The organism is Peptoniphilus obesi ph1 (assembly GCF_000311865.1).
Taxonomy (GTDB): Bacteria; Bacillota; Clostridia; order Tissierellales; family Peptoniphilaceae; genus Peptoniphilus_E; species Peptoniphilus_E obesi.
Genome location: NZ_HE978581.1, coordinates 325,566 through 347,966 on the forward strand (window position 1 = coordinate 325,566; position 22,401 = coordinate 347,966).

At 27.9% G+C, this 22,401-nt stretch carries 30 protein-coding genes and 2 tRNA genes; 12 read left to right on the forward strand and 20 right to left on the reverse strand.

The window, feature by feature from the left end; translation table 11 throughout:
• Positions 1-14: 14 nt before the first annotated feature.
• The 7 genes from HGPB_RS05310 to HGPB_RS05340 all read right to left on the reverse strand — a co-directional run bounded on the left by HGPB_RS05310 (position 15) and on the right by HGPB_RS05340 (position 4,146).
• The gene (locus HGPB_RS05310; protein ID WP_019132673.1) at positions 15-602 is read right to left on the reverse strand and encodes a Rossmann-fold NAD(P)-binding domain-containing protein; all 588 of its coding nucleotides are present in this window, start codon (positions 600-602) and stop codon (positions 15-17) included.
• Positions 603-610: 8 nt separating this feature from the next.
• Positions 611-1,186 carry a hypothetical protein gene (locus HGPB_RS05315; protein WP_019132674.1) on the reverse strand — a complete coding sequence of 192 codons (576 nt, stop codon included), beginning with the start codon at positions 1,184-1,186 and terminating at the stop codon, positions 611-613.
• Positions 1,187-1,188: 2 nt separating this feature from the next.
• Positions 1,189-1,842 carry an AAA family ATPase gene (locus HGPB_RS05320; RefSeq protein ID WP_019132675.1) on the reverse strand — a complete coding sequence of 218 codons (654 nt, stop codon included), beginning with the start codon at positions 1,840-1,842 and terminating at the stop codon, positions 1,189-1,191.
• A gap of 4 nt (positions 1,843-1,846) precedes the next feature.
• Positions 1,847-2,317, reverse strand: a complete 471-nt coding sequence (locus tag HGPB_RS05325) for a siphovirus Gp157 family protein (RefSeq protein ID WP_019132676.1) — start codon at positions 2,315-2,317, stop codon at positions 1,847-1,849.
• A 255-nt stretch (positions 2,318-2,572) separates the two neighbouring features.
• The gene (locus HGPB_RS05330) at positions 2,573-2,776 is read right to left on the reverse strand and encodes a hypothetical protein (RefSeq protein ID WP_019132677.1); all 204 of its coding nucleotides are present in this window, start codon (positions 2,774-2,776) and stop codon (positions 2,573-2,575) included.
• A 14-nt stretch (positions 2,777-2,790) separates the two neighbouring features.
• On the reverse strand, positions 2,791-2,979 hold the full coding sequence (locus HGPB_RS05335) for a helix-turn-helix domain-containing protein (protein ID WP_036738434.1): 189 nt from the start codon (positions 2,977-2,979) through the stop codon (positions 2,791-2,793).
• A 594-nt stretch (positions 2,980-3,573) separates the two neighbouring features.
• Positions 3,574-4,146: a macro domain-containing protein gene (locus HGPB_RS05340; protein ID WP_019132680.1), complete on the reverse strand. Its 573-nt coding sequence runs from the start codon at positions 4,144-4,146 to the stop codon at positions 3,574-3,576.
• Between the two features lie 52 nt (positions 4,147-4,198).
• Between HGPB_RS05340 and HGPB_RS05345 the strand changes: the two genes are divergently transcribed.
• Positions 4,199-4,546 (forward strand): hypothetical protein, encoded by a 348-nt coding sequence (locus tag HGPB_RS05345; protein WP_019132681.1) that lies wholly within the window; start codon positions 4,199-4,201, stop codon positions 4,544-4,546.
• Here HGPB_RS05345 and HGPB_RS05350 read toward each other — a convergent pair.
• A complete protein-coding gene (locus tag HGPB_RS05350) occupies positions 4,530-4,769 on the reverse strand; it encodes a hypothetical protein (protein ID WP_019132682.1) in 240 nt (79 codons plus the stop codon). The genes HGPB_RS05345 and HGPB_RS05350 overlap by 17 nt on opposite strands.
• Positions 4,770-5,029: 260 nt before the next feature.
• On the opposite strand from HGPB_RS05350, the gene HGPB_RS05355 reads away from it, so the two are divergent.
• The gene (locus tag HGPB_RS05355) at positions 5,030-5,275 is read left to right on the forward strand and encodes a hypothetical protein (RefSeq protein ID WP_019132684.1); all 246 of its coding nucleotides are present in this window, start codon (positions 5,030-5,032) and stop codon (positions 5,273-5,275) included.
• A gap of 292 nt (positions 5,276-5,567) precedes the next feature.
• Here the strand turns inward: HGPB_RS05355 and HGPB_RS05360 are convergent, their stop codons facing one another.
• Complete coding sequence (locus HGPB_RS05360; protein WP_019132685.1) at positions 5,568-5,753, reverse strand: helix-turn-helix transcriptional regulator; 186 nt, start codon at positions 5,751-5,753, stop codon at positions 5,568-5,570.
• 150 nt (positions 5,754-5,903) lie between these two features.
• On the opposite strand from HGPB_RS05360, the gene HGPB_RS05365 reads away from it, so the two are divergent.
• The 4 genes from HGPB_RS05365 to HGPB_RS05380 all read left to right on the forward strand — a co-directional run bounded on the left by HGPB_RS05365 (position 5,904) and on the right by HGPB_RS05380 (position 8,889).
• Positions 5,904-6,278, forward strand: a complete 375-nt coding sequence (locus HGPB_RS05365) for a helix-turn-helix domain-containing protein (protein ID WP_019132686.1) — start codon at positions 5,904-5,906, stop codon at positions 6,276-6,278.
• A 16-nt stretch (positions 6,279-6,294) separates the two neighbouring features.
• Complete coding sequence (locus HGPB_RS05370; RefSeq protein ID WP_019132687.1) at positions 6,295-7,188, forward strand: type II toxin-antitoxin system PemK/MazF family toxin; 894 nt, start codon at positions 6,295-6,297, stop codon at positions 7,186-7,188.
• Positions 7,189-7,385: 197 nt separating this feature from the next.
• Positions 7,386-7,967 (forward strand): ImmA/IrrE family metallo-endopeptidase, encoded by a 582-nt coding sequence (locus tag HGPB_RS05375; RefSeq protein ID WP_019132688.1) that lies wholly within the window; start codon positions 7,386-7,388, stop codon positions 7,965-7,967.
• A 22-nt stretch (positions 7,968-7,989) separates the two neighbouring features.
• The gene (locus HGPB_RS05380) at positions 7,990-8,889 is read left to right on the forward strand and encodes a hypothetical protein (protein ID WP_019132689.1); all 900 of its coding nucleotides are present in this window, start codon (positions 7,990-7,992) and stop codon (positions 8,887-8,889) included.
• Here HGPB_RS05380 and HGPB_RS05385 read toward each other — a convergent pair.
• Complete coding sequence (locus HGPB_RS05385; RefSeq protein ID WP_019132690.1) at positions 8,882-9,334, reverse strand: hypothetical protein; 453 nt, start codon at positions 9,332-9,334, stop codon at positions 8,882-8,884. The two genes, HGPB_RS05380 and HGPB_RS05385, sit on opposite strands and share 8 nt — an antisense overlap.
• 243 nt (positions 9,335-9,577) lie before the next feature.
• Between HGPB_RS05385 and HGPB_RS08975 the strand changes: the two genes are divergently transcribed.
• The 3 genes from HGPB_RS08975 (at position 9,578) to HGPB_RS08985 (ending at position 10,748) form a co-directional block, all read left to right on the forward strand.
• Entirely contained in the window at positions 9,578-10,102 is a 525-nt protein-coding gene (locus tag HGPB_RS08975; protein ID WP_245543856.1) for an N-terminal phage integrase SAM-like domain-containing protein, read from the forward strand.
• Positions 10,103-10,185: 83 nt separating this feature from the next.
• Positions 10,186-10,578: a site-specific integrase gene (locus tag HGPB_RS08980; RefSeq protein ID WP_245543857.1), complete on the forward strand. Its 393-nt coding sequence runs from the start codon at positions 10,186-10,188 to the stop codon at positions 10,576-10,578.
• Positions 10,579-10,619: 41 nt separating this feature from the next.
• The gene (locus HGPB_RS08985; RefSeq protein WP_245543860.1) at positions 10,620-10,748 is read left to right on the forward strand and encodes a hypothetical protein; all 129 of its coding nucleotides are present in this window, start codon (positions 10,620-10,622) and stop codon (positions 10,746-10,748) included.
• A 129-nt stretch (positions 10,749-10,877) separates the two neighbouring features.
• Here the strand turns inward: HGPB_RS08985 and HGPB_RS05395 are convergent.
• Positions 10,878-10,964 (reverse strand) — tRNA-Leu (locus HGPB_RS05395).
• Between the two features lie 104 nt (positions 10,965-11,068).
• On the opposite strand from HGPB_RS05395, the gene polA reads away from it, so the two are divergent.
• Both polA and coaE read left to right on the forward strand, forming a co-directional pair.
• Positions 11,069-13,726 (forward strand): DNA polymerase I, encoded by a 2,658-nt coding sequence (gene polA / locus HGPB_RS05400; RefSeq protein ID WP_019132691.1) that lies wholly within the window; start codon positions 11,069-11,071, stop codon positions 13,724-13,726.
• The gene (gene coaE / locus HGPB_RS05405) at positions 13,713-14,321 is read left to right on the forward strand and encodes a dephospho-CoA kinase (protein WP_019132692.1); all 609 of its coding nucleotides are present in this window, start codon (positions 13,713-13,715) and stop codon (positions 14,319-14,321) included. Before polA ends, coaE begins: the two co-directional genes overlap by 14 nt.
• A 39-nt stretch (positions 14,322-14,360) precedes the next feature.
• On the opposite strand, the gene HGPB_RS05410 is transcribed toward coaE, so the two are convergent.
• Positions 14,361-14,446, reverse strand: a tRNA-Leu gene (locus tag HGPB_RS05410).
• A gap of 127 nt (positions 14,447-14,573) precedes the next feature.
• Here HGPB_RS05410 and budC point away from each other — a divergent pair.
• On the forward strand, positions 14,574-15,320 hold the full coding sequence (gene budC, locus HGPB_RS05415; RefSeq protein WP_019132693.1) for a meso-2,3-butanediol dehydrogenase: 747 nt from the start codon (positions 14,574-14,576) through the stop codon (positions 15,318-15,320).
• Positions 15,321-15,404: 84 nt separating this feature from the next.
• Here the strand turns inward: budC and HGPB_RS05420 are convergent, their stop codons facing one another.
• The 8 genes from HGPB_RS05420 to HGPB_RS05455 form a co-directional block, all read right to left on the reverse strand.
• Positions 15,405-16,157, reverse strand: a complete 753-nt coding sequence (locus tag HGPB_RS05420; protein ID WP_019132694.1) for a TVP38/TMEM64 family protein — start codon at positions 16,155-16,157, stop codon at positions 15,405-15,407.
• 27 nt (positions 16,158-16,184) lie between these two features.
• Entirely contained in the window at positions 16,185-16,883 is a 699-nt protein-coding gene (locus tag HGPB_RS05425) for a GTP pyrophosphokinase (protein WP_019132695.1), read from the reverse strand.
• 88 nt (positions 16,884-16,971) lie between these two features.
• Positions 16,972-18,366, reverse strand: coding sequence for a radical SAM/SPASM domain-containing protein (locus HGPB_RS05430; protein WP_019132696.1), 1,395 nt, complete (start codon positions 18,364-18,366; stop codon positions 16,972-16,974).
• On the reverse strand, positions 18,354-18,911 hold the full coding sequence (locus tag HGPB_RS05435) for an HdeD family acid-resistance protein (RefSeq protein WP_019132697.1): 558 nt from the start codon (positions 18,909-18,911) through the stop codon (positions 18,354-18,356). The genes HGPB_RS05430 and HGPB_RS05435 overlap by 13 nt, the downstream gene beginning before the upstream one ends.
• Positions 18,912-18,939: 28 nt before the next feature.
• Positions 18,940-19,788 carry a patatin-like phospholipase family protein gene (locus HGPB_RS05440; protein ID WP_019132698.1) on the reverse strand — a complete coding sequence of 283 codons (849 nt, stop codon included), beginning with the start codon at positions 19,786-19,788 and terminating at the stop codon, positions 18,940-18,942.
• Positions 19,789-20,025: 237 nt separating this feature from the next.
• Positions 20,026-20,601 carry a TetR/AcrR family transcriptional regulator gene (locus tag HGPB_RS05445; protein ID WP_019132699.1) on the reverse strand — a complete coding sequence of 192 codons (576 nt, stop codon included), beginning with the start codon at positions 20,599-20,601 and terminating at the stop codon, positions 20,026-20,028.
• 244 nt (positions 20,602-20,845) lie between these two features.
• Positions 20,846-21,442: a DUF445 domain-containing protein gene (locus HGPB_RS05450; protein ID WP_019132700.1), complete on the reverse strand. Its 597-nt coding sequence runs from the start codon at positions 21,440-21,442 to the stop codon at positions 20,846-20,848.
• An 88-nt stretch (positions 21,443-21,530) separates the two neighbouring features.
• A complete protein-coding gene (locus tag HGPB_RS05455) occupies positions 21,531-22,271 on the reverse strand; it encodes a helix-turn-helix domain-containing protein (protein WP_019132701.1) in 741 nt (246 codons plus the stop codon).
• Positions 22,272-22,401: the final 130 nt, after the last annotated feature.

A 22,401-nucleotide genomic window follows, 5' to 3' on the forward strand; every position in this document is an offset into this window, starting at 1 on the left:
ACTTCCTCCTTATTTTATTTAAGCCTTGATCTTAAAACTTTAACTGTATCTACTCTTGTAATTTTATTTTCAGATTCTAAATCATCAGATAAATCTATAAGAGTATCTATATTTTTTAAATATTTATTTTCTATCTTAAAATTTTTATCTCCAGATGCAGATATTAAAATATCTATATCAATATCCCTCAATAAATTATTAATTGACTTAAAATTAGAATTTAAACTAAATACACTTGCTCCTAACTTCACAAGTTCACTCGCAAGTGATTTCCCCAATATATTTGACTGATTTAAAATAACTATTGTTTTACCTTTAATATCTTTTAGTTTTTTAAGTACAGCCTCAGCAGTTATAGAAAGTCCTCCAGAATGAGAACCTTCTATATCTAGCTTTGGATTATATTTTAGGAGTTGGCTTAGTTTATTATAAATATCATTTTCCATAGGTTTTAATAACAATAGCTTATCAGCTATTAAATTTGGAATATCATCTACATCATAAATACTTGCATTGGTTATATTCTTTTCTATCGACTTTAAATAAAGATCTCTATCTTTATCTTCTATATCTTTATCGTATAAAACTAATAACTCTTCCATATTGCATCCTAAAATGGTATATCATCATTATTTACTGGGAAAAATCCCTCATCGCTTGTATTTTTGCTTGAGTTAGAATTTAACTCAATCTCTTCTGCATCTTTAAATCTCTCAACAAATTTGTTATAAATTTCAGCTGGTAAATTTTCAGATTTTTCTTTAGCAGTAAGCCTTGTCCTTGGATCATAGAAACCTTGTAAAGAAAAGTCATATCCCTGTCCTCCATTATCTAAATCAACAGCTTTAACCACTAAGAAAACACCAATCGTTTTATCTTTAAATGCATTAATATTTCCGCCATTGTCATCTTCAGGATTAACATTTAATAAATATGCTAAATGAGTGGTGTGTCTAGTATTAAATTCAATATCTTGTCCATTTCTTCCTTTATAAAATAGGTTTAACCAGGCTTTTTTATTAGTTGTTAAGTCATTAAATTTAATATTCAATGACTCACTTTTACTGTTCTCAGACTTCCATATCTTAGCCTCGCTTATAACAACGTCATAACAACCACTTTTATTTATAGTAGTTCCGCCAGTTTCAACATTTTCACTTATATATTTCTTATCTAAATTAAACATATCTATCCCCCGTAATACTCATTTACTTTATCCACAACAAGCTTTAAATCATTATGAATCTTATATTCTTCAAACATTCCTTTAGGCGATTTACTTGTATTAAAACCGTTGTTTTGAGTTTCAAAATAATAATTTCCGTCTTCTATTTTTGTGTTTAATACAACAGTGAAAAGTCCCTCAATTGTTACCTTTTCATCTAAAAGCTTTCCAATAGTTTTTACCTTTGTAGATCCATCGTCTTTTCTCTCTGAATGACTTAAAAAGATAATATTTAAATCTTCCCTTAAACTTTGAGCATACTTTATAATGTCGTAGTAGTGCTGAGCCATTTCTGTAAACTTATCAAATCCACGTTCCATAGCCCTTTTCATATATTCATCAGAAAGAATATATTGAAAATCATCTATTACAATATTTTTATAAGAAATATCTTTGTTCAAATGTTTTAAAATTTCTAGAATATTTTCCCACTTGTTTGATACAAATCTATTTCCCTTCTTCTCTTTACTTTGTAGTGGATAACTTTTTTTAAATCCTCTAAATGGTAGTGGTTTATTTACAACTTGTATAATAAAAGTCTCTTTAGGATCTAAGCTCTCAATGCTTGTACTTTTCCCAGTTCCACTTTCCCCAATTATTAAAATCATGTTACTCATTTGATCACCTTATTCTTAAACTTTCAGTCTGTATAAGTTCTGCGCCTACTATTTCTTGTCCCTCTTTAATTGCTTTCTTTAGTTTTTCATTTTTTAAAATTCTTTTTATTTCGAAAAATTCCTCTGGTATATCTTCTTTACTAATAACATTTAAAGAAGGAGGATTTTTTTGGATATTAAAATTAAATAAATTAGTTTTAAATTTTCTTTTATCTGCTCTTATCATTGAAACTTCTAGATAGTCTTTTAAGCTTTTAATCTTATTTTCAATTGACTTAGCTTGAGTGTTTAGTCTTTCAGCTTCATTCTTATATGCTTCAAATTCAGCCTTTAAGCTTTGTAATATTTTCGCTATATTTTCAGCCTTATCTTCAAACTCATCATTTACTAGATCTAAATATTTTTTTAATTCTTCCTCATCTAGATCTAGATCGATCACGTTATTATAAACTTCGGTAATTTCGTATAATTTCATAGTTCCACCTCGTCGTATATCTTTATAAACGGCTCAAAATTATCTAGCACAATTTGAGTTGCTAGATTTATCAAATCGCTTCTTCAAAATCTTCAAATATATTATTATCGCTTGTCTTAAAGCATTTAATTTCTTGCATAATTGCCTCCTTAAAATAAATCTGTTATAATTAATTTATAAATGTTTTTAAAAAATCACTTTTTTAGGCTTTGTAGTTGCTGCTACAAGGCTTTTTTTATCTCCTTTTAAATTCATCTAATCGCTACCTTTGCTAAGATCATAGTTAATAGGTATATAGGCTATGACTAAAAAGAATACCGCCATATATAACCTTTCTACTTGCTTATCTGCCTTATTAACTTTACTCAGTCTTAATTTTTCTAACTCCCTATTAGTTTTTTGTACTCTTTTCATATCTGCGTTAAAATTCACTATCTGCATTACTCTTTCTTCATTCATTTTCTGTCTCCTTTCTAAATTCTTTTATCAGACCAAGAATATTTTCTAAACCACTCTTCAACTTCTGATTTGATGAACAATAATTGATTTCCTTTTTTAATTACTGGGAAAGTTTCATTATTCTTTGCTAGATCTCTTAATTTATGTTCGCCAATTGGAATTTCTTTTGCTAATTCTTTCGCAGATACTAAAAATTTATCCATCATTAAGCCCTCCTTTCTCTTGTCTGCTATAATCTCCATAAGGAGATGATTAAATGCTTTTCTATCATGTTGATAGAACAAAACTATTAAAACCAAACCAAATAATTGATTATGAAAATCTTCCGCCAAAATGTAATCAAGAAATTATTGATTACTGTTAAAATAGATTTCAAAATAAACTTAGTAGAATTGGATATATTTACACTGATTATTCAGTCCCTTCAAATCCTGACTATTCAACATTTACAGCGGAAATATTTCTTGAATTATATAGACAACACCATTTCCCAAACTGTCCTTCAAGATTTCAATCAATCTGTGCCTGTGATTCAATAGAACAAGCTCACCTTTGGATTAAAGAATTTTCTGCAAATGAAAGCGATGATATAGACTACAATATCGCTATCTTTCAATCAGATAAATTTTTTAAATCTGATGCTATCTGGCGTGATTTAATTGGTGGTAATTTATCTATATCTACAGTAGAGCTTTGGTCTAAAAATTATTGGACTGGTAAAATTTACGAAAAAGAATCTCGGATTGAATATCTCTTACCATTACCAATAAAAGTTGAGGATGTAATTTATCCACCTTTTAAATAAACTCTTTATCAACAAGATAATTGACATATTCCCAATCTTTAAAATAGTTCAAGTCTAAACTTGTAATTACATCTTCCATGATTCTTGCAACAATAGAATATTTAATATTTCCTATCCCTGCTCCAAAAGCTGGAATAATTATCTTTTTAACACTATTTTCTCTAGCACAGATGATGGTGTTTCTTGTTGCGAAATAAATTGCATTTAGATCATTTATCTGACTAGGAACCTTCATTGTCGGTGTGTGAATAAGATTAATAAAATCATTCTTAATAAAAATTGAACTCCCTACTGTTTGAATCTCGTAAAATGATTTTTTAATTTCTTCTTGAACTAATTCTTGAATATTGATGTTATTCTTCAAATAAAATTTTTGAATATAAAAATCTAATCCGCCATCCATAATCCCAAATGAATTTGCTGAACTCACAATTGCATCTACATTTTCATTTTCTGCAGTTTTACAATAGTCGCCTAAAATACAATTGATATTCTCGTGATTAGAAAAAACTCTTTTCCATTCATAAACCATACTTTTATTGTTGGCGCATAGTATAATCTCCATTTCTGCTCCTTTCTTTTAATCTTTGATATAATGCTTAAAGGGAGGTAACTTAATGAACCATCAACAAATAGATCTATCTGTTAAAGAAATTAAAATTTTAAAATATTATCTTAAAAATCCTAATTCTCCTATTGGCGATCACCAAGTCAAGGATATGGAAAAATTAATATCTTTAGAGTTATTAACAGCTCCTAACCAAAGAGAAATCGACATTGATACATATATAAATGCATTTGGACATAAATCACTTGACATACAACCTCAAGTTTTTTCTCTTACTCAAAAAGGTGAAATGTATCTCCAATTTTTACGAAAGGATAGATTGAGATTTTATATCCCTTTAGCAATATCAATATTTGCACTAATAATATCTGTAGTAGCTCTTACAAAATCATGGTGATAACAGCTATGGCAATTGCTATTAACGATATAATTATTGGCAACCAAGATAAATCAGATTTGTTTTTTTCATAAATATAGTTAAAACTATTTTTCCTGTCGTCTCCTATTAATTCAATCTCATTAAACCCAGATTCATTTAATAGTTTTTTAAATGTTTCATCTCGTAAAAGTCCCAATAGAGTTGTATTTTCTCTGAAAATGAGTTTCATTTTTTTCTTCAATACTTATCACCATCCTTTTGTTTCTTTTCATATTTTGAAGAAGGAATAATTCATTCTAGTACCACACAACCTACAATACTTAGGAATATCTCCATCTATCACAAAACCTGTGTTTAACTCTTTACAACTGGGACATACTCCTCTAGCTTTAATTGACGTCTGATTAGCCTTAGACGTCTTTTTAATTTTTAAATTTCTCACACTCCACCCCTCTTTTTAATTTCTAAAATTTGCTATAATCACCACAAGGAGGTGATTAAATGCCTTACTCTCATAAAATTCAAAATCAAATCCCAAAAAAGTGTTATGAAAATTACCTGAAAAGTGGGATTTCATCAGGTGAATTTATTTTTGGATTCGATAACAACATCAGGCAAGACTGGTTTGATACATTAGACGAAACGTATTCAAACTCATATATAAAACCTGGTTACAAAGCCTTAGGTATGAGTAGACTAACATTAACCGAACTTGGACTTAACCTTGCAAAAGAATCTTTTGAATAGAATTCTTATGTCAAAAACAATGGATTTTGCAATATTTTTAATTATGAAATCCATTATTTGCTCTTGACTAAATTTCACAGGAACACTCTCTCCATTAATTCTTTTAAACACATCTACAAATTCAATTGATAGATCCTTCTTCTTAACATAAATGTGATAGATTTCATCATTTATATAAAGCCTGACTCCTTTGATACTATAATCAGTATTAAATAACCTCATCACTATCCCCTTTTTAAATTTAACAACATAACATTGTTTTTTATTTTGATTTACAATATTATCTTGTATTTTATTTTAAAAAAATAGTATCAATAGAACTTTCAAAGATATCGGCTATTTTTTGAGCTAATTTAATGCTCGGTGTTGAGTACCCATTTTCATAATTACTCATCATTTGTTGTGTTATTCCAATTTTATCAGCCAGTTCTTTTTGAGTTATATTTTTTTCCACTCTAAACTTCTTTATATTATTCATTTACTCACTTCCTTATACAAGTTTTCTTTGTTTAATTTGATTATATACAATTATATATTGTAATCTAAGGCTTATTTTATAAAAATACAAGTTTAAATTGTAGACAAATACAATTATTATTTGTAATATATATGTAAAAGAGGTGCGGTTATGAAGGATAATAAATTAGCGAATAGATTGAGAGAATTAAGAAAATCTAATAAATTATCTCAAAGTGATATGGCTGAGAGATTAAATATATCTACAAGTGCATATGGTTATTATGAACAAGGTAAAAGTGATCTTTCTTCTGAAACAATTAACAAGATTGCTGATATGTTTAACGTAACCACAGACTACTTATTAGGCCGTTCATCCAACCCTCAACATTCAGAAAACCCTAAATCTAAAGCTGCAGAACTAGAAGAAGAATTTCCAGAAGGCATATCTGTACTATATAGAGCAAATGAAAATCTCACACCAGAACAAAAAGAAATGATGCTTAGAATGATTAAAGCATCGTTTTTTGAAAATGAAGAAAAATAAATAAAGGTGATAATGAATGGTGGATTACAAAGACATAAACAATAAAAATGAATATATCCATTATAGAGATAATCAAATTTATAAATTGGAAAAGCTTGGTAAAGAATGGACAGAATCAAAATATAAACAAGCTGTTTTGTTATCTTATTGGTATGAAACATATGAAAAATTATTAAGAAAAGAAGAAAACTTTAAAAAGCAAAAAAAGTACTTCAAATATAAAAGAGGTCAAATTCTTTTTGTTAATTTTGGTTATAGAATTGGTCATGAATTAGGAGGTAATCATTATTGTGTAGTTGTTTCAAATAATGATTCTATTAACTCAGGCAATATAACCGTTGTTCCTCTTAGATCCTTTAAAAATAAAATTAATGAAAGATTTCAAGTAAATTTAGAAAATTCATTGCAAATGTCAATAGTATACAACTTAAAGAAAACAATATCCAATCTTAAAGAATACGGAGAAACTAACAAAACTATTGTCAACACTTTAGAATATATTTCTAATATTGAGAATGAAGACTTAATTTTAGATTCTTTTGACAACCTGCTGGAAGAATGTTCAGATAACTATAAACTTGTAAATTTGATTAACAATGCGAAAGAGTATTTTTTTAATAAAAATATAGATGAGCTAAGCAAATCCTTTAAGAATATTAAAGCTTATATTGAAAAAAGGATTGAAAAAACCGAAAAAGAAATACCCTTAATGCAAAATAAATTGAAAAAAGCATTAGAATTAAACAAAGAATCTGTTGCTGATATCAACCAAATAACAACAATAAGTAAACTGAGAATTCTCAATCCACGAAGAAAAGAAGATACTCTATCTAATGTAACATTAGATTCTAAATATATGGATCAAATAAACAACAAAATAAAAGAACTGTTTGTTTTTGACAAAAAATAACTTCTCTTGTATAATATAGGCATACAAGTCCTATAGGGACATAGTTGTGGAAACACAACCTATTAGATTTTGCGTTTTAGACGCATGGAGATACTTGAGAAATTGAGTATCTCCTTTTTTTATTATTGTTAATATAAGGGACAAAGTCCCTATATATTTTTTAAAACTAAAAGAACATAGGTTTTTATGAGGTCTTTATGAATACATTAGAATATAACTTAAAATATGCCGTCAGTATGGCTAACTATATACATGGAAAAATTAAATACGAAGAGCAATTAATACCTATAGACTTAGAAGACATTTTAAAATATAGACAAGATATAACTGTAGTTAAACAAGATCTTTTAGGACTAGATGGCTTTAGCATGCATGATAGGGATAGTAAAAAATATGTTGTAGCTATTGATAATGTTAACTTTGATCTAACTAGACAAAGATTTACACTCGCCCATGAACTAGGACACGTCTTTTTAAAACACCATACAAAAAATAAAAATCTAAATGCTTACATTAAGGAAAAGTCGGCTGATGCTTTTGCTGGAGAACTGCTTATGCCAAAGGACATTATGTATAAAACGGCTAAGTTTCTAGCTAACTATATATTAAATGCTTATGAGATTAGTTATACAGCTTATGAAATGAGAAGAAGATTTTTAAATAAAATGTATGATTTTGATAATGTAATTGAAAACGAAAAAATATTAACTTTTGAAGATGTGATTGAATATACAAAACACTCTTCACTTTTAAATAAATATAATTTAGAAAAGGTTTGATGAATATAAAAAGGAGAAATCTATGATAAAAGAAATAGAAAATAATACTATACAAATTACATTAGAATTTTATAACGTGATAATTAAAGTATCTGAACAAAGAGATCTAAAAAATTTTAATTTGTCAGTTGAAGAATCCATCGAAAAATACTTTACTAACCTTAAGAATGAGTGTAAAAAATATGCAGAAAATTCTTCAGCAATAAACATTGAAGATAGCGGTACATTTATTGAATTGCTTCCTACAGAAGAAAATATTATTTTTGGAATAATAGGAAAGTCTTCTGAAATAAAAGAAGGTGTTTTAAAAAGAATAAAAAACTCCAACGGTAAAGAAATTAATCAAACTGACCTTAATATTGAAAACTATAAATATTTTTTATTCGATATTGAGACATCAAAAGTTGTTGTTATGGTGAATTCAAATTATTCTGCATTTCAACAACCTTTTACAAAATTTCTAGAAAGTTTCAATTCTTCTTATTCCACTGTTATTAAAGTTGAAAGAGAAATCGACAATGATATTGGAAATAAAATTAATAGAATGACTAGTGTATTAGAAACCGAAATGGAATTTGCAAAAAACTCTCAACTGACAGATTCGATATTAAGTTTTGAAGATGATTTTGGATTTTCTAATGATGATCTTACAAAAATTAAAATAAATCTTCAGGTTAGTAATGAGGCATCAGTTAGTAAGTTCAAAAAATTCATTAATGATAAGCTAAAAATTGGAAATAATTTTAAAAACTTCAAAGTTACTACAAAAGACGAAAAGGATGAAACAGAAGTAATCGATTTAATTAAAAGATATTTAACTAAAAAAGTGACTATAGAACTAAAATCAGAGTATCTAAAAGATAGTGCTAAAATATATTTTAAAGAAATAAAAAAAGCTCTGTCAAAGAGCTTAATTAACTAGACTTATAAGAATATTTTAGTATCTGATAAAACTGATAGACACTAGTTACAGTTTCTGATATTCCAAAAATAAAAATATAAGTTATTAAACTAAAATATTCTGTGAATAATCCTAAGATCATTGCTGAAATCAAAAAGATAATTCCAAGTAGAAGTGTTTTAAAGACGATATTAATGGTCTTATTAAATTTTAATAGTTCAATAAATTTATTATTAGGTAATGACATTAAAATTCCATATGTTGTAAATAAAAAACCTGCCATTATCCCACTTAAATTAATTATATTATCAAGAAAATTTTGAGTACCAGATATATTAATTACATTAATTTTATTTAGGATTTTAAAAGCAAATATTCCAATTAAAGGATTTATTAAATATATATATTTTCTTGATAGTTCTAGTAACCTTTGTTTGGAATTATATATTTTAATATTTTTATTCATAGTCTCACCTATCCTTTGAACTATAAAAATATATATTTGTTTCTAAATTATATATACCAATTTAAAATAAATCAATTTAAAAAAGTAAAATTAATTGTAACTTTAATCAAAAAATATCATAAATAAAAAGCCCCGCCTTGCTCCAACAAGAACGGGACTAATAAGATCATATGTTATGACCCAAAATTCATATTTATTATAACATATGACCTGCCTTTTTAAAAATAAAGGAGGTTATTTTTTATGGCAAATTATGGCTTTGGTAGTTTAACTTATACTATGAGAAATAATAAAAAATATTGGACAGGTAGAGTCTATGTAGGAGAAGATTTAGAAGGTAATCAAATAAGAAAATCATTTTCAGGATATAACAAATCTAAAGTTATTGAAAAAATGAAAAAAGCTCAAGTTTCTACAAACATTTCAGGCATTTATAATAGTGGAAATGAAACATTAGGTCAATTTTTATCTAATTGGTTATTTAATATAAAAATCAAAGAAGTAAAATCTACAACCTTAAATAGATATGATCAACTTCTAAGACTTTATATTTTAAAATATCCATTTTCAAAAGTAAAAATTAAAGACATAACTATATTAAATTTACAAATTTTCATAAATAAAATATCTGAAAATACTAACTCCATGAACATAACAAGAGACGTATTAAGTTTAATAAAAATGTGTCTAACATACTCAATCACTCTAGGAATGTTAGATAATAACCCTGCTGAATATATTAAAATACCTAAAATAGAAAACCAGTAAGTTCAAACAAATATAGGATTTTTTCACAAGAAGAACAAGATAAAGTAATAGTTTATTTAGATTTTGAAAACGTAGTGGATCAAATGATTTTTTTAGATTTTTTCACAGGACTTAGAAGAAATGAGATAAGAGCTTTGCAATGGGGAGCTTTTAAAGATGGCTTTTTAGAAATTAATAAACAACTTGGAAGAGAATATACTTTTGAGAATAATAAATCAAAAGTATATAGCAATAAACTACGTTCCTTAAAAACTGAAAGCTCTCTTAGATCCTTACCTCTTCCTTTGGTTGCAATAAATCTATTAAATAAAATTAAAGTTGAGTCCGCTAAAAAATATTTTAGACTTGGTTTAAAATTTAATGATGATAGTTTCATATTCACAGATGATTTATGCAAACCTATTGAAGAAAAACGAGCAAACAGAAGACTTAAATCAATATGTAAAAAATTAGAAATAGATCCTTTCACTCAATAAGACACTCATACGCTACAAGATTATTTGAGCAAGAAGTCGATATAAAAACAGTTCAGGAATTATTAGGTCATTCGAATTATAAAACAACTTTAGAAATTTATATTCATGTTATGCCAGATCAAAAGAAAAAAGCTATTACAATTTTTGATAAGATTTACAAAACTTTATAAAAAGTTGGCACTTTGTTGGCACTTTTTTTGTAAAAATATGTAAAAGCGTGTAATTTTATAATTATTACACGCTTCACAAATGTGTATATTTAGCCTTTTTGTAATTTTGCGTAAACATACATATCCCTTTGGTGCCAAAGGCGGGACTTGAACCCGCACGATGTTGCCACCGCCAGATTTTGAGTCTGGTACGTCTGCCAATTCCGTCACTTTGGCTCATCGTATTTATATAATTTATCACTTTATAGAAAATAAATCAATAATTAATCTTAATAAAAAATTTCCTATAATGTATAATCAAAATTAGGGAGTGATTTAATTTGAATAAGAAAATACTTATAGTTGATGGGTCTTCTTTATTTTTTAGGGCCTTTTATGCTCTACCTTTATTAAAAACAAAAAGAGGAATTTATACCAATGCTATTTATGGTTTTATTTCTATGCTAGAAAATGCAATAGAAAAAGTAGATCCTCAATATATAGTTACTTGTTTTGACATGAAAGGAAAAACATTTAGAACAGATATTTATGATGATTACAAAGGAAATAGACAAAAAACTCCAAGTGAACTTGAACAACAATTTCCTATTGTTAGAGAAATTTTAAAAGCTATGAATATAAAAGCTTTAGAATCTCCAATATATGAGGCCGATGATATAGCAGGAACTATTGCAAGTCTTGCTAATGAAAATGATATAGAAGCTATTCTTTTAACTGGCGATAGAGACTATTTTCAATTAGCAAATAAAAATACAAAAATCTTATTTACAAAAAAAGGTATAACTGACCTAGATATTATTACAGAAGATTCTATAGAAAAATCTTATCAAATCAATCCAAATCAATTAATCGATATCAAGGGTTTAATGGGAGATAAATCTGATAATATACCAGGTGTGCCTGGAATTGGAGAAAAAACAGCCCTTAAATTGATCCATCAATTCTCTAGTATGGAAAATATATACGATAACTTAGATGAAGTTTCTGGAAAGAAATTAAAAGAAAACCTTGAAGAAAATAAGGCACAAGCCTTTATGAGTAAAAAATTAGGTACAATTGTTAAAAATGTTCCTTTAGATGAAGAAATAGACGATTTTAAAAGAGTTGAATATGATTATGATACTCTATCAGATATGTATAGAGAATATGAATTTAACACTCTTATAAAAAGACTTCCAGACCAATATCAAAAAGAAGAATTTGTTGAGGTTAATGACAGCTTTTTAGAATATGAAGAAAAAAGCGTAGATGATTTAATCTCTACTATAAAAAATAAAAAATCCTTCTCTTTTAAATTTATAAGTGATGGAAAAATTTATGAAGAAGTCTTTCCTAGCTATCTTGCTATAAAAACTAAAGATGACAAGGTAAACTTTATCAGCCTAGAAAATCAAGACACAATTAAAAAGTTTAAAGAAGTATTTGAAGATAAGTCTATAGAAAAACTGGGTCATGAATTAAAAGAAGATATAATAATCTTAAAATATTACAAGATTGAATTAAACAATTTTATACATGATTCAAAGATTGCTGAATATTTATTAAATGCAACTCAATCAAATTATGATATAGATAATCTTTCAAATATCTATTTTAATTATTCCTACAAGAGCGAAGAAGACTTGCTTGGCAAGGGTGTAAAAAAGAAAAACTTTTCTGATATAGAAGAAGATGAGCTTAAGAAATACTACTCTTTTATCTTAAATTTAGTCTATAAATTATATGAAAAACAAATTGAAAAAATAAAAGATTACGGCATGGAAAATCTTTACTACGAAGTTGAACTTCCTCTAGTTGAAGTTTTAAGTTCCATGGAGCTAATCGGAGTCAATACCAAAAGTGAAATTTTAGATGAAATTGGCGACGATTTAGATAAAAGAATTGAAGATCTAAAAGAAAAAATTTATAAAGAAGCTGGAGAAGAATTTAATATAAATTCAACCAAAAAATTAAGCGAAATTCTTTTTGAAAAGATGGATCTACCAGTAATTAAAAAAACAAAAACTGGCTATTCTACTAGTGCTGAGGTTTTAGAAAAACTTGCACCAAAAGCTGAAATAGCATCCTATATCTTAGATTATAGACAGTTTACAAAATTAAAATCTACCTATATTGATGGTTTAAAAGAATTAATAAACAAAAAAACTGGAAGAATTCATTCCCACTTTAACCAAACAGTTACATCAACCGGAAGAATTTCATCAACTGAACCTAACCTACAAAACATACCTATAAGAACAGAGGAAGGAAGACTGATTAGAAAAGCCTTTATATCATCTGATTCAGGAAAACTTGTAGATGCTGACTATTCACAAATTGAACTTAGGGTTCTTGCATCTGTTTCTGAAGATAAAAATATGATAGATGCTTTTAATCATGATGAAGATATTCATAGAAGGACAGCTTCAGAAGTTTTTCATGTAGATTTTGATGATGTTACTCCCCTTATCAGATCAAGGGCAAAAGCAGTAAACTTTGGAATAGTTTATGGCATTTCTGATTATGGTTTGTCACAAAACTTAAATATTTCAAGAAAAGAAGCTGGCGAATATATAGATAATTATTTAAACCACTATCAAGGAATACAAGACTATATGAAATCTATAGTTGAAAAAGCTAAAAAAGATGGTTATGTAGAAACTTTATTAAAAAGAAGGCGTTATATTCCAGAATTAAATGCTAAAAACTTTAATATCAGAAGTTTTGGAGAAAGAATAGCAATTAATACTCCAATACAAGGATCTGCAGCAGATATAATAAAAATTGCTATGGTTAAAATTTATAATGAATTAAAAGAAAAAAATATGAAATCTAAATTAATTCTACAAATTCATGACGAACTTGTTGTCGATGCAAGCGAAGATGAAATCGATCAAGTTAAGGATATGATGATTGAAGTAATGGAATCTGCCATAAAACTTAAAGTTGATTTAAAGGTTGATTTACAGATAGGAAATAGTTTGTATGAAACAAAATAAAAAAATAATAGCAATAACTGGCAGCATATCTACAGGAAAATCTACAATTTCTAATATTATAAGAGAGCTTGGTTATCAAGTTCTTGACCTAGACAAGATAGGTCACGAAATCCTAGATGATCCTGAAATTAATGAAAAAGTCTCAAAAGCCTTTAATCAAGACTTTACTGAAAATGGCAAATTTTCTAGAAAAAAATTATCAAAATATATTTTCAAGGATAAAAATGATAGGGAAAAATTAGATAAATTAAATTCTATTCTTCACAGAGAAATATTTAATAAACTAAACCAATCAATAGAAGAATCTAAAGAAAAAATTATCTTTGTAGATATTCCTTTAATTATTGAATTAATGGACACTCTCGATGACTATGATTTTAGCTATGATGAACTTTGGCTTGTTTATGTAGATAGAAATGAACAAGAAAAAAGATTGATGTTAAGAGATAATATTTCAAGAGAAGAGGCTAGGCAAAAAATCAACACTCAAATGTCTATCGAAGACAAGAAAAAGTATGCAGATGAAATTATAGAAAATTATGATTTAGAAGATGCTAAAAATCAAATTCAAAAACTCGTAAAAAATTTAATTTAGTATAAAAAATAAGCTTGTAGTTTTTTCTACAAGCTTTTTTGGTGCGGAAGAAGAGACTTGAACTCTCACGCGATTTCTCGCACATGCCCCTCAAACATGCCTGTCTGCCATTCCAGCACTTCCGCTAATAAGATTTATTATAACATATTTTTTACTTTTAATTTTAGTCTAGTTATAAAATTCTGCTTGCAATAATAAATAATTAACTTGGGTATTATTAAAGTATATAATTAAAAATTTTGGAGGTATAAATTGAAATTAAAAGATAAAGTAGCAATAATAACTGGTGCAAGCTCTGGCTTTGGCAAAGCTTCTGCCCTATTATTTGCTAAGGAAGGTGCAAAACTTGTCTTAGTTGCAAGAAAAGAATCTTCCTTAAAAGAAACTGAAAATGAAATTAAAAAGCTAGGTGCAGAAGTAATAAGTATTCCTGCTGATGTTTCCAGTGAAGAAAATATTAAAAAAATAATAGAAACTTCTGTTGAAAAATTCAGAAAAATAGACATAATCTTTAATAATGCTGGAACTTTTGGTCCTGGAAATGTTGAAGAAACTGATTTAGAAACTTGGAATAAGGTTATGAATATAAACTTAACAAGCATTTTCTTAATGGCAAAATATGCTATGAAGTATTTAAAAGAAAGCAAAGGATCAATTATTAATACGGCATCTGCTGGTGGATTAATAGGTTTTCCACAAGCTGCTTCTTATGCTGCATCAAAGGGTGCTGTAATTTCTTTAACCAGATCAATTGCAGTAGATTATGCAAAAGATGGAGTTAGATGTAATGCAATTTGTCCTGGAACTTCAGCAACTAATATGACAGAAGAAGTTTTAAAAGTTCCTGAACTTTGTGAAGGCTTCCTTGCTCCAATTCCTTTACACAGGTTTGGAAATCCAGAAGATGTTGCTCATGCTGCTTTATATTTAGCAAGTGATGATTCATCTTATGTTACTGGAATCAGCCTTCCAGTTGATGGTGGTTGGACAATGGCTTAAAAAAATTAAAGACCAAATAATGTGGTAACCCCATTATCTGGTCTTTTTTATGCAAATTTTTAATTATTAAATTTTATAATTATTTTATTTCTTATCTTTATTTAAAGAATAAGCAATAAAAAATGCAACAATTGAAATAATTATTTTTACTAACATCAACAAAGCAAACTCTTTTGACAATGGATTGAGGATTAAATCTCCAAGTAAAGTATTAGTAATAACTCCAATAGATGCACCTAAAAGTGATGCAATTATATATGTTGGATAGCTTGTTTTGCAAGATCCAAAATAAAAACTAAGTACATCACAAGGAAGCCAACCAATAAGTCTAATTATAAAATTTGCAAAAAATTCATTTCTCTCTTGAATTTCTATAAGCTTTTCAAGCTTTGGATATTTCTTTTTTAAATATTCAATAGCTTCTGCTCCTGCCCATCTTCCCAATATATAAGGAATTGTAAGTGTAACTGCTAAACCAGCATAACTAACAAGTACAGATATTACAGGTGGAAACAAAGCTCCTGATGCAATATATAAAGATGGTAAAGGTATAACTATTGTAAGACTTTTAATCGCAAAAAGAAGTAATAACAATAAAAAAGAAGATACTGGCTTGCCTTTTACTCTTGATGTAAGACCATCTATACTTATTGATCCTTTCAAGCTAATTACAATTACAATAAGTGCCAATGCAAAACATATTAAAGCAATCACTTGAACCTTTTTAAATTTTTTCGACATTACCTCTTCGGCTTCACTAAGTTCAACCTTATTTTCTTTTTTATCTGTCTTATTTTTATCTAATTTTTCTTTTATTTTTGATTTTAATTTTCCCATCTTATCCTCTTATTACACAATTTATATTTAATCTTCTTCTATAAGATCAGATGCCATATTATGAAGTCTTTCCATTCTTGCATCCAAGGCTTCACCCATTTCTGCACATTCTATAAGTTCTTTTTCTATAAAGCCTGAGTTTGGTAATCCTTTTTTATAGCGAATTTTATGTTCCAAACTCGCCCACCAATCCATAGATATGGTTCTTAGTTGAACCTCAACTTTCATTAACTTTTTCTGGTCATGCAAATATATAGGTATTTCAATTATCAAATGTAGACTTCTATATCCATTTGGTTTTGGATTTTTTATATAATCTTTCTTTTGTATTAGCTTTATATCATCTTGCTTTAAAATAGAATCTGCCAAGGCATAAATATCTGATGGAAATGAACATATTACCCTGACTCCAGCTATATCATTTAAGTTCTCTTCTATGCTTTCTACTGTTAAAGGATAACCTCTTCTAACCATCTTCTCCCTAATGCTCTCAGGTGATTTTAAACGAGTTCTTATAGATTCAATAGGATTACGATCATATTGCATAGATAATTCTTCACTTAAAACACTAAATTTGGTTTCAACCTCCATCATTGCACACTTATAATATTTCATAAGTTCCTTGTAGGGTCGGATTGATTCTCTTACTATGGCAGAAACTTTTTGATCTTTTAGTTGTTCAATAAAATCAGCTGTTAATTGAGTATAAATAGCTTCTAGTTCCATTTTCATTTCTTCCTTAATTTTTATATTCTTTAAAGAAGCAATGAGTCAATATAAAAACAATCAACCATTGCTTCTTTTATAAATTTTATTATTTACTTTTTGTTTCTAAAAGTTCCTTATCTTCACTTCCATACCAAATTTTATCTGCACAAGGTTTCCAAGCTTCTGCATAGCTTTCACATTTTCCACATAAGTGTTCAGCACTTTCTGGAGATTGAAGATCAGTAGATTTTACCCCTGTTTGACTTACTATTCTTTGTAGAATTTCTGGGTTTTCTAACATAGGGCAAGGTCTTAAATGATTTTCATTAAAAGGTTGATTATTATGGTATGCCATAAATAAAGGATTTTTTAAAATTTCAAGTAAAGTATTTTCTCTAATATTAGAATCAGAATAATGAATAAATACACAAGGTTCTGCATCTCCATTTGCATTTATATGGAAGTAGTTTCTTCCACCGGCAATACAACCATCCATGTATTCCCCATCATTTTGGAAGTCCATTGTAAATAAACCTTCACCATGTTTAAGATTTCTAATTTGTCTAATCCTATTTTTTGCTGCAATTCTTTGTTCTGGGCTAGGTAGTAACTCTACAGATGCATCATTTCCAACTGGCATATAGTGAAAATACATTGCATAGCGACATCCCTTATCTACCATAAGTTTCACAAATTCTTTATCTGTTACAGATTCACAGTTTTTTGAAGTATAGCAAATTGATGTACCAAATATAAGTCCATTTTCTTTTAAAAGATCCATGGCATTCATAACCTTACCATAAACGCCTTCCCCACGGCGAAGATCATTAACTTCAGGTGAACCTTCAAGACTTATAGCTAGCATCATATTTCCAACTCTTTTCATTTTATCGCAGAATTTTTGATCTACTAAAGTCCCATTTGTAAATGCTAAGAATTGACAATCTTTATGTTCTTCACAAAGTTTTATAAGATCATCTTTTCTTACTAGAGGTTCTCCACCAGTAAACATATAGAAATGTATGCCTAGTTCCTTACCTTGTTTTACAACATTAGACATTTCATCATAAGTTAAATTTAATTTATTACCATATTCTGCAGCCCAGCAACCTGTACAATGAAGGTTACAAGCACTTGTTGGGTCCATTAAAATTAACCAAGGTATATTACAATTATGAGTTTCTCTCATTTTGTGCATTGTTTTTGTGCCTGAAAGCATAGCTTCAAATCCTAAATTTAAAACACTAGTCTTAACTACATTAGGATCAAGTTCATCGATTGCACGGTTTAAATATTGATTAAGAGCCATGCTTTTATCGCCGACCATGCTTCTAACATCGTCATAATCAATTCCTAAATCATCATCTTCCATATATTTTTCCATTATATCGACAAGCTTTAGCATCTCTTTTTCACGATCATCTTTATTTACTTTTTTTAAGATAACATCGATGCCAAGACTTGCTGCTTTTCTTGCTGATAAGTGACTTAAATTTCCCATTCTTTTTTCCTCCTAATAGTAGTTACTGTGTTTCTTACAACGAATAAATTTAATATTCCATCTATCATTAAATTTAATCCTATTAACATTACTAGAGCAGTTCTTCCCTTGTATGGTCTTAAGAAGAGCATAGTTCCTATGACAGCTGTCACCAGTGCTATAATTAAAATTATCCACCACTGGTCTACACCAATTTTTTTTGCATCAAATGCAGTCTGTATTCTTAAGAGTGCATCACATAGCATAAAAACTCCAATTCCTATAATCAAAACATCCATAAATTCAGTTGTCCAAAAAAACATTACAAATCCAATTAAACTTGAGATGACTCCCATAGCAAAATCAAATTGAAAAGCTAGTTGCAATAAATCTCTCGAAAAATATCCAAACAACTTTACTATTCCAAAAAGAAGTAGAAGTATACCACATATCCTGCAAAAAACTTCTGCTGCCATGTTTGGTTTTCCTATAAAAACTGCACCCAAAGCAATTAAACTTAGCGAAAAAACGCTATACATTTCCTTTATCTTTTTTAATTGTTCCATTACTTCACCTCTTACTTACAACCTTTTATTATCTAAAAGGATCATTAGAAGAAATAATTCTTTTTGCATCTTCTCTTCCCATTTCATATAATTTTTCAAGCTGGTCATGATCTTGTGTCAAGGTTTTTAAATTTCCTATATCTTTAGGCGCTATAATAATTGCTTTTTTCTGTTTTTCTAACATAAGTAATTGTTCTAAACTTTTATTGTAGATCTTAGCCCTCTTGCTGAAAGTTTTTCCAGCATTTGGATATTTCATTTTTAAAATTCTTGAAAACTTGTAGTCATCTTTTGGATTTCTAAAAAAATCCTTAGGTTTTGTCAAAACTACAATTAGCTTGTCGCAAGATTTTTCAAACGCTCTTTTGAAAGGAATAGGATCGCTCAATCCCCCGTCTAGATAGGGAATATTATTTATTTTATACGGCTTGCAAAGCACTGGAACACAACAAGATGCTTTTATTGGGTCATAATTATCTTGGTAAAGATCATCTTTATTAAAGTATTCTGCCTTTCCAGTAAGGGCATTAGTCGCAACAATTTCAAATTCCATAGGATTTTCTTTAAGCTTTTTATAGTCTAAAGGATTCTCTCCATCCGACTTGCTAAGAGTGTAGTAGATATAATCCAAATCTATGTAGGATCCAGTTTTTATAAAGTTTGCTATACTCATATAAGTTTTTCTAAAGGCATATTCGTTGTAAAAAGTGAAATTTCTTCCATGTTGTCCAGCTAAAAAAGATGCTCCATTTGCAGCTCCTGCTGATACTCCAATAAAGTAGTCTCCTTTTATTTTATTTTCCATAAAATAATCAAAGACACCGGCCCCATAAATTCCCCTAGTGCCTCCACCTACATCAACAAATCCTAATTTCATTAACTATCCTTTCTTTATATGCTAAAATTTACAAATATAAAATTTTTGCAGAAAGACCTTTAGATTAAGTAAATAGAATATTATTTTAAATATTAACCCTATTAATTTCATCAATTTACTAGTCTAAAGATCTTTCTATAATTATTGTACAAGGATTTTTATCACTTTAGTACAGACAAAAAAAATAAAGTGTTCGAAATTCGAACACTTTGCGTCTTTTGTCTAAATATATTTTACTTATTTACATTCTTCAGGGTGAGATTCAATATAGGATGTAACCATTTGCTTAACAGTTGCATTGAAAGAATCTGAAACAGTTTTTATAAGAACTTCTTTAGAATCCATCATACTTCCCTCAATCCAACGTAAAGTTATACCTATAATAGCATCAGTATAAAAATAAATTATGTAGTTTTTACCATTTTCAGAAAGTTTGCTTCCTTCAGCTGCTTCTTCAACAAATCTTCCTATAAAAAAACTTGCGGCTGATTCAAGATAAGTTTTTATAACATCCCTACTTTTAGAATTATAGATATGAATAATAGCATCGCTATGGTCCAATAAAAAATTAACCGTGCGAATATATTCTTCATAAAAATTATTCTTAGGATCTGCCTCACTTCTAAATTTTACAGCCTCTTCTTCAAAAGCACTTTCTAACAAATCATATATATCTTGAAAGTGATAATAGAAGGTATTTCTATTTACTTCAGTTTCTTCTATGATATCTTTTACAGTAATTTTATCTAAAGATTTTTTCTGCAAGAGCTCCATAAAAGATTCAATAATTGCCTTTTGAGTATACTTAGCCATCTAAATCACCCCGCAGAAAATAAAAACTCAAAAGTTTATCATAAATAAGCATAGTAAGTTTTTGCCAATAATCTTATTAAAAAATACTAAATTACTTTTAATTAATTCACTATATATTATATTAAAAATCTTAAAAAATTTCTAACTTAGAAAAAATAATACTTTGGATTAATTTTACCCTATATAGCCATATTAAAACTATAAAAACAAAAAAATCCCTATCATATGATAAGGATTTTTAACATTACAATAAATATAAGCTAACTAAAGCTTGTATTATTCCAATTGCAAGCCCCATAATAAGTCCTAAAATCTCTATAGCTTTTAGTTCATTGCTTGCAACCTGTAAAACCAAAACTTCAATTTCTTTTAAGTCTAGCTCTTTTATTTTTTCTTCAATTATAACTTGTAAGTCAATTTTTTCCCTAATTTGATTTTCAGCAAGCTCCTTAAAGTCATTAAAAGCCTTAGGAGATTCCTTTTCCACTTTTTCATTCAATCTTTTTACCAATTGAAACTGGATGCTCTCTGGTAAAAAGCTTGTCTTTTCAAGAACAATTGACTTAATCTTATCTGAAACAAAAGACCTAAAATAGATTTCATCATCTTGGCTTATTAATTGTCCAATTATGTCATCTTCTTGGACAAATTCTTTAGCAACTATAATTCCTATCTGCTCGGCTATTTCATCTTTTCTCTTTGGTATTAGTCCTTGAAAAATAAAAGGACCAAACTTTATTTTTTCATAAGGTCTAAATAAACACCTTATTGCCAAAACATTTGTGAAATACCCAATCAAACCACTAATTATTATGATAAATAATATTCTAGTTGTTTCCATAAATTACCCTTTCTAAATTCGAGATAAGTATATTATAAAACAAGACAAAAATTTATCAAATTTTTTATTTATATAAGTAACTTTTAAACTATTCATAGCGTTTGCCAATTAAATATAGGGGTCCAAATAAAGATAAGAAAAATATAAGCATAAGTAAAATTAAAGCAATTTGATCTTGCCTTTTTAGAATTAACCCATCTAAAAATGGAGAAATAAACATCATTGCAAGAATCCAAACTCTCAAATAATTTAAAATATGCTTCCAATTCCTATTATTAAAATAAATTCCTGCTATATTTATCCTGAAAAACCCTTTACTTACAAAGGAAATTTTATTTTCATCGTAATAACTCGGTAACCTTTCATCAACTAAAATCCATAAATAAATAGAAAAGATTATTCCAACTATCCCTATTCCTATAAAATTTTCAATTCCAATATCAAAATATTTACCTAATAAATAATATTCTATTGCAAGCAAGGAAAAGACTATTAGTAAAAAGAAGCATCTTTTTAATTTTGTTTTTCCCATATCCATTGATTTTTCTTCATTTATTAAAAGGATTTTTTCTAATAAATTCTCTGTTTCGATCGGATCTTTTTCTTCCTCATCTTCTTTAGCTTCCAATAAATTAACTAAATTTACATCAAGAATTTTTGCAAGCGGCATAAGTAGAGAAATATCTGGGAGTGATTGTCCCCTCTCCCACTTGCTAACAGCTTGAACAGAAATATAAAGATTTTCTGCTATGTCTTTTTGAGTCATATTTTTTTCTTTTCTTTTTTTAGCTATAAATTTTCCGAAATCATTTTTATCAATTTGATTCATAAAACCACCTCTTTAATAAGAGCCTAATAAATAAATTATTATTTTCCAAGAAACTAACAGTTTATTCATATAAACCATCAGTTGAATTGACTATTTTATAAGATCTTACCATAAAAAAACCCTAGTATTA

Bases quoted from the DNA above. Each gene is read 5' to 3' on its own strand.
- HGPB_RS05385 (WP_019132690.1), bottom strand. From the start codon at position 9,334: ATGAATAAAAATATTAAAATATATAATTCCAAACAAAGGTTACTAGAA.
- HGPB_RS05445 (WP_019132699.1), bottom strand. From the start codon at position 20,601: ATGGCTAAGTATACTCAAAAGGCAATTATTGAATCTTTTATGGAGCTC.
- HGPB_RS05420 (WP_019132694.1), bottom strand. From the start codon at position 16,157: ATGGGAAAATTAAAATCAAAAATAAAAGAAAAATTAGATAAAAATAAG.
- HGPB_RS05315 (WP_019132674.1), bottom strand. From the start codon at position 1,186: ATGTTTAATTTAGATAAGAAATATATAAGTGAAAATGTTGAAACTGGC.
- HGPB_RS05375 (WP_019132688.1), top strand. From the start codon at position 7,386: ATGAATACATTAGAATATAACTTAAAATATGCCGTCAGTATGGCTAAC.
- HGPB_RS05435 (WP_019132697.1), bottom strand. From the start codon at position 18,911: ATGGAACAATTAAAAAAGATAAAGGAAATGTATAGCGTTTTTTCGCTA.
- HGPB_RS05430 (WP_019132696.1), bottom strand. From the start codon at position 18,366: ATGGGAAATTTAAGTCACTTATCAGCAAGAAAAGCAGCAAGTCTTGGC.
- HGPB_RS05330 (WP_019132677.1), bottom strand. From the start codon at position 2,776: ATGAATGAAGAAAGAGTAATGCAGATAGTGAATTTTAACGCAGATATG.
- HGPB_RS05335 (WP_036738434.1), bottom strand. From the start codon at position 2,979: ATGGATAAATTTTTAGTATCTGCGAAAGAATTAGCAAAAGAAATTCCA.
- coaE (WP_019132692.1), top strand. From the start codon at position 13,713: ATGAAACAAAATAAAAAAATAATAGCAATAACTGGCAGCATATCTACA.
- HGPB_RS05370 (WP_019132687.1), top strand. From the start codon at position 6,295: ATGGTGGATTACAAAGACATAAACAATAAAAATGAATATATCCATTAT.
- HGPB_RS05440 (WP_019132698.1), bottom strand. From the start codon at position 19,788: ATGAAATTAGGATTTGTTGATGTAGGTGGAGGCACTAGGGGAATTTAT.
- HGPB_RS05450 (WP_019132700.1), bottom strand. From the start codon at position 21,442: ATGGAAACAACTAGAATATTATTTATCATAATAATTAGTGGTTTGATT.
- HGPB_RS05325 (WP_019132676.1), bottom strand. From the start codon at position 2,317: ATGAAATTATACGAAATTACCGAAGTTTATAATAACGTGATCGATCTA.
- HGPB_RS05320 (WP_019132675.1), bottom strand. From the start codon at position 1,842: ATGAGTAACATGATTTTAATAATTGGGGAAAGTGGAACTGGGAAAAGT.
- HGPB_RS05355 (WP_019132684.1), top strand. From the start codon at position 5,030: ATGCCTTACTCTCATAAAATTCAAAATCAAATCCCAAAAAAGTGTTAT.
- HGPB_RS05365 (WP_019132686.1), top strand. From the start codon at position 5,904: ATGAAGGATAATAAATTAGCGAATAGATTGAGAGAATTAAGAAAATCT.
- HGPB_RS05380 (WP_019132689.1), top strand. From the start codon at position 7,990: ATGATAAAAGAAATAGAAAATAATACTATACAAATTACATTAGAATTT.
- HGPB_RS08980 (WP_245543857.1), top strand. From the start codon at position 10,186: ATGATTTTTTTAGATTTTTTCACAGGACTTAGAAGAAATGAGATAAGA.
- HGPB_RS05425 (WP_019132695.1), bottom strand. From the start codon at position 16,883: ATGGAACTAGAAGCTATTTATACTCAATTAACAGCTGATTTTATTGAA.
- HGPB_RS05340 (WP_019132680.1), bottom strand. From the start codon at position 4,146: ATGGAGATTATACTATGCGCCAACAATAAAAGTATGGTTTATGAATGG.
- HGPB_RS05360 (WP_019132685.1), bottom strand. From the start codon at position 5,753: ATGAATAATATAAAGAAGTTTAGAGTGGAAAAAAATATAACTCAAAAA.
- HGPB_RS05345 (WP_019132681.1), top strand. From the start codon at position 4,199: ATGAACCATCAACAAATAGATCTATCTGTTAAAGAAATTAAAATTTTA.
- HGPB_RS08975 (WP_245543856.1), top strand. From the start codon at position 9,578: ATGGCAAATTATGGCTTTGGTAGTTTAACTTATACTATGAGAAATAAT.
- HGPB_RS05455 (WP_019132701.1), bottom strand. From the start codon at position 22,271: ATGAATCAAATTGATAAAAATGATTTCGGAAAATTTATAGCTAAAAAA.
- HGPB_RS05310 (WP_019132673.1), bottom strand. From the start codon at position 602: ATGGAAGAGTTATTAGTTTTATACGATAAAGATATAGAAGATAAAGAT.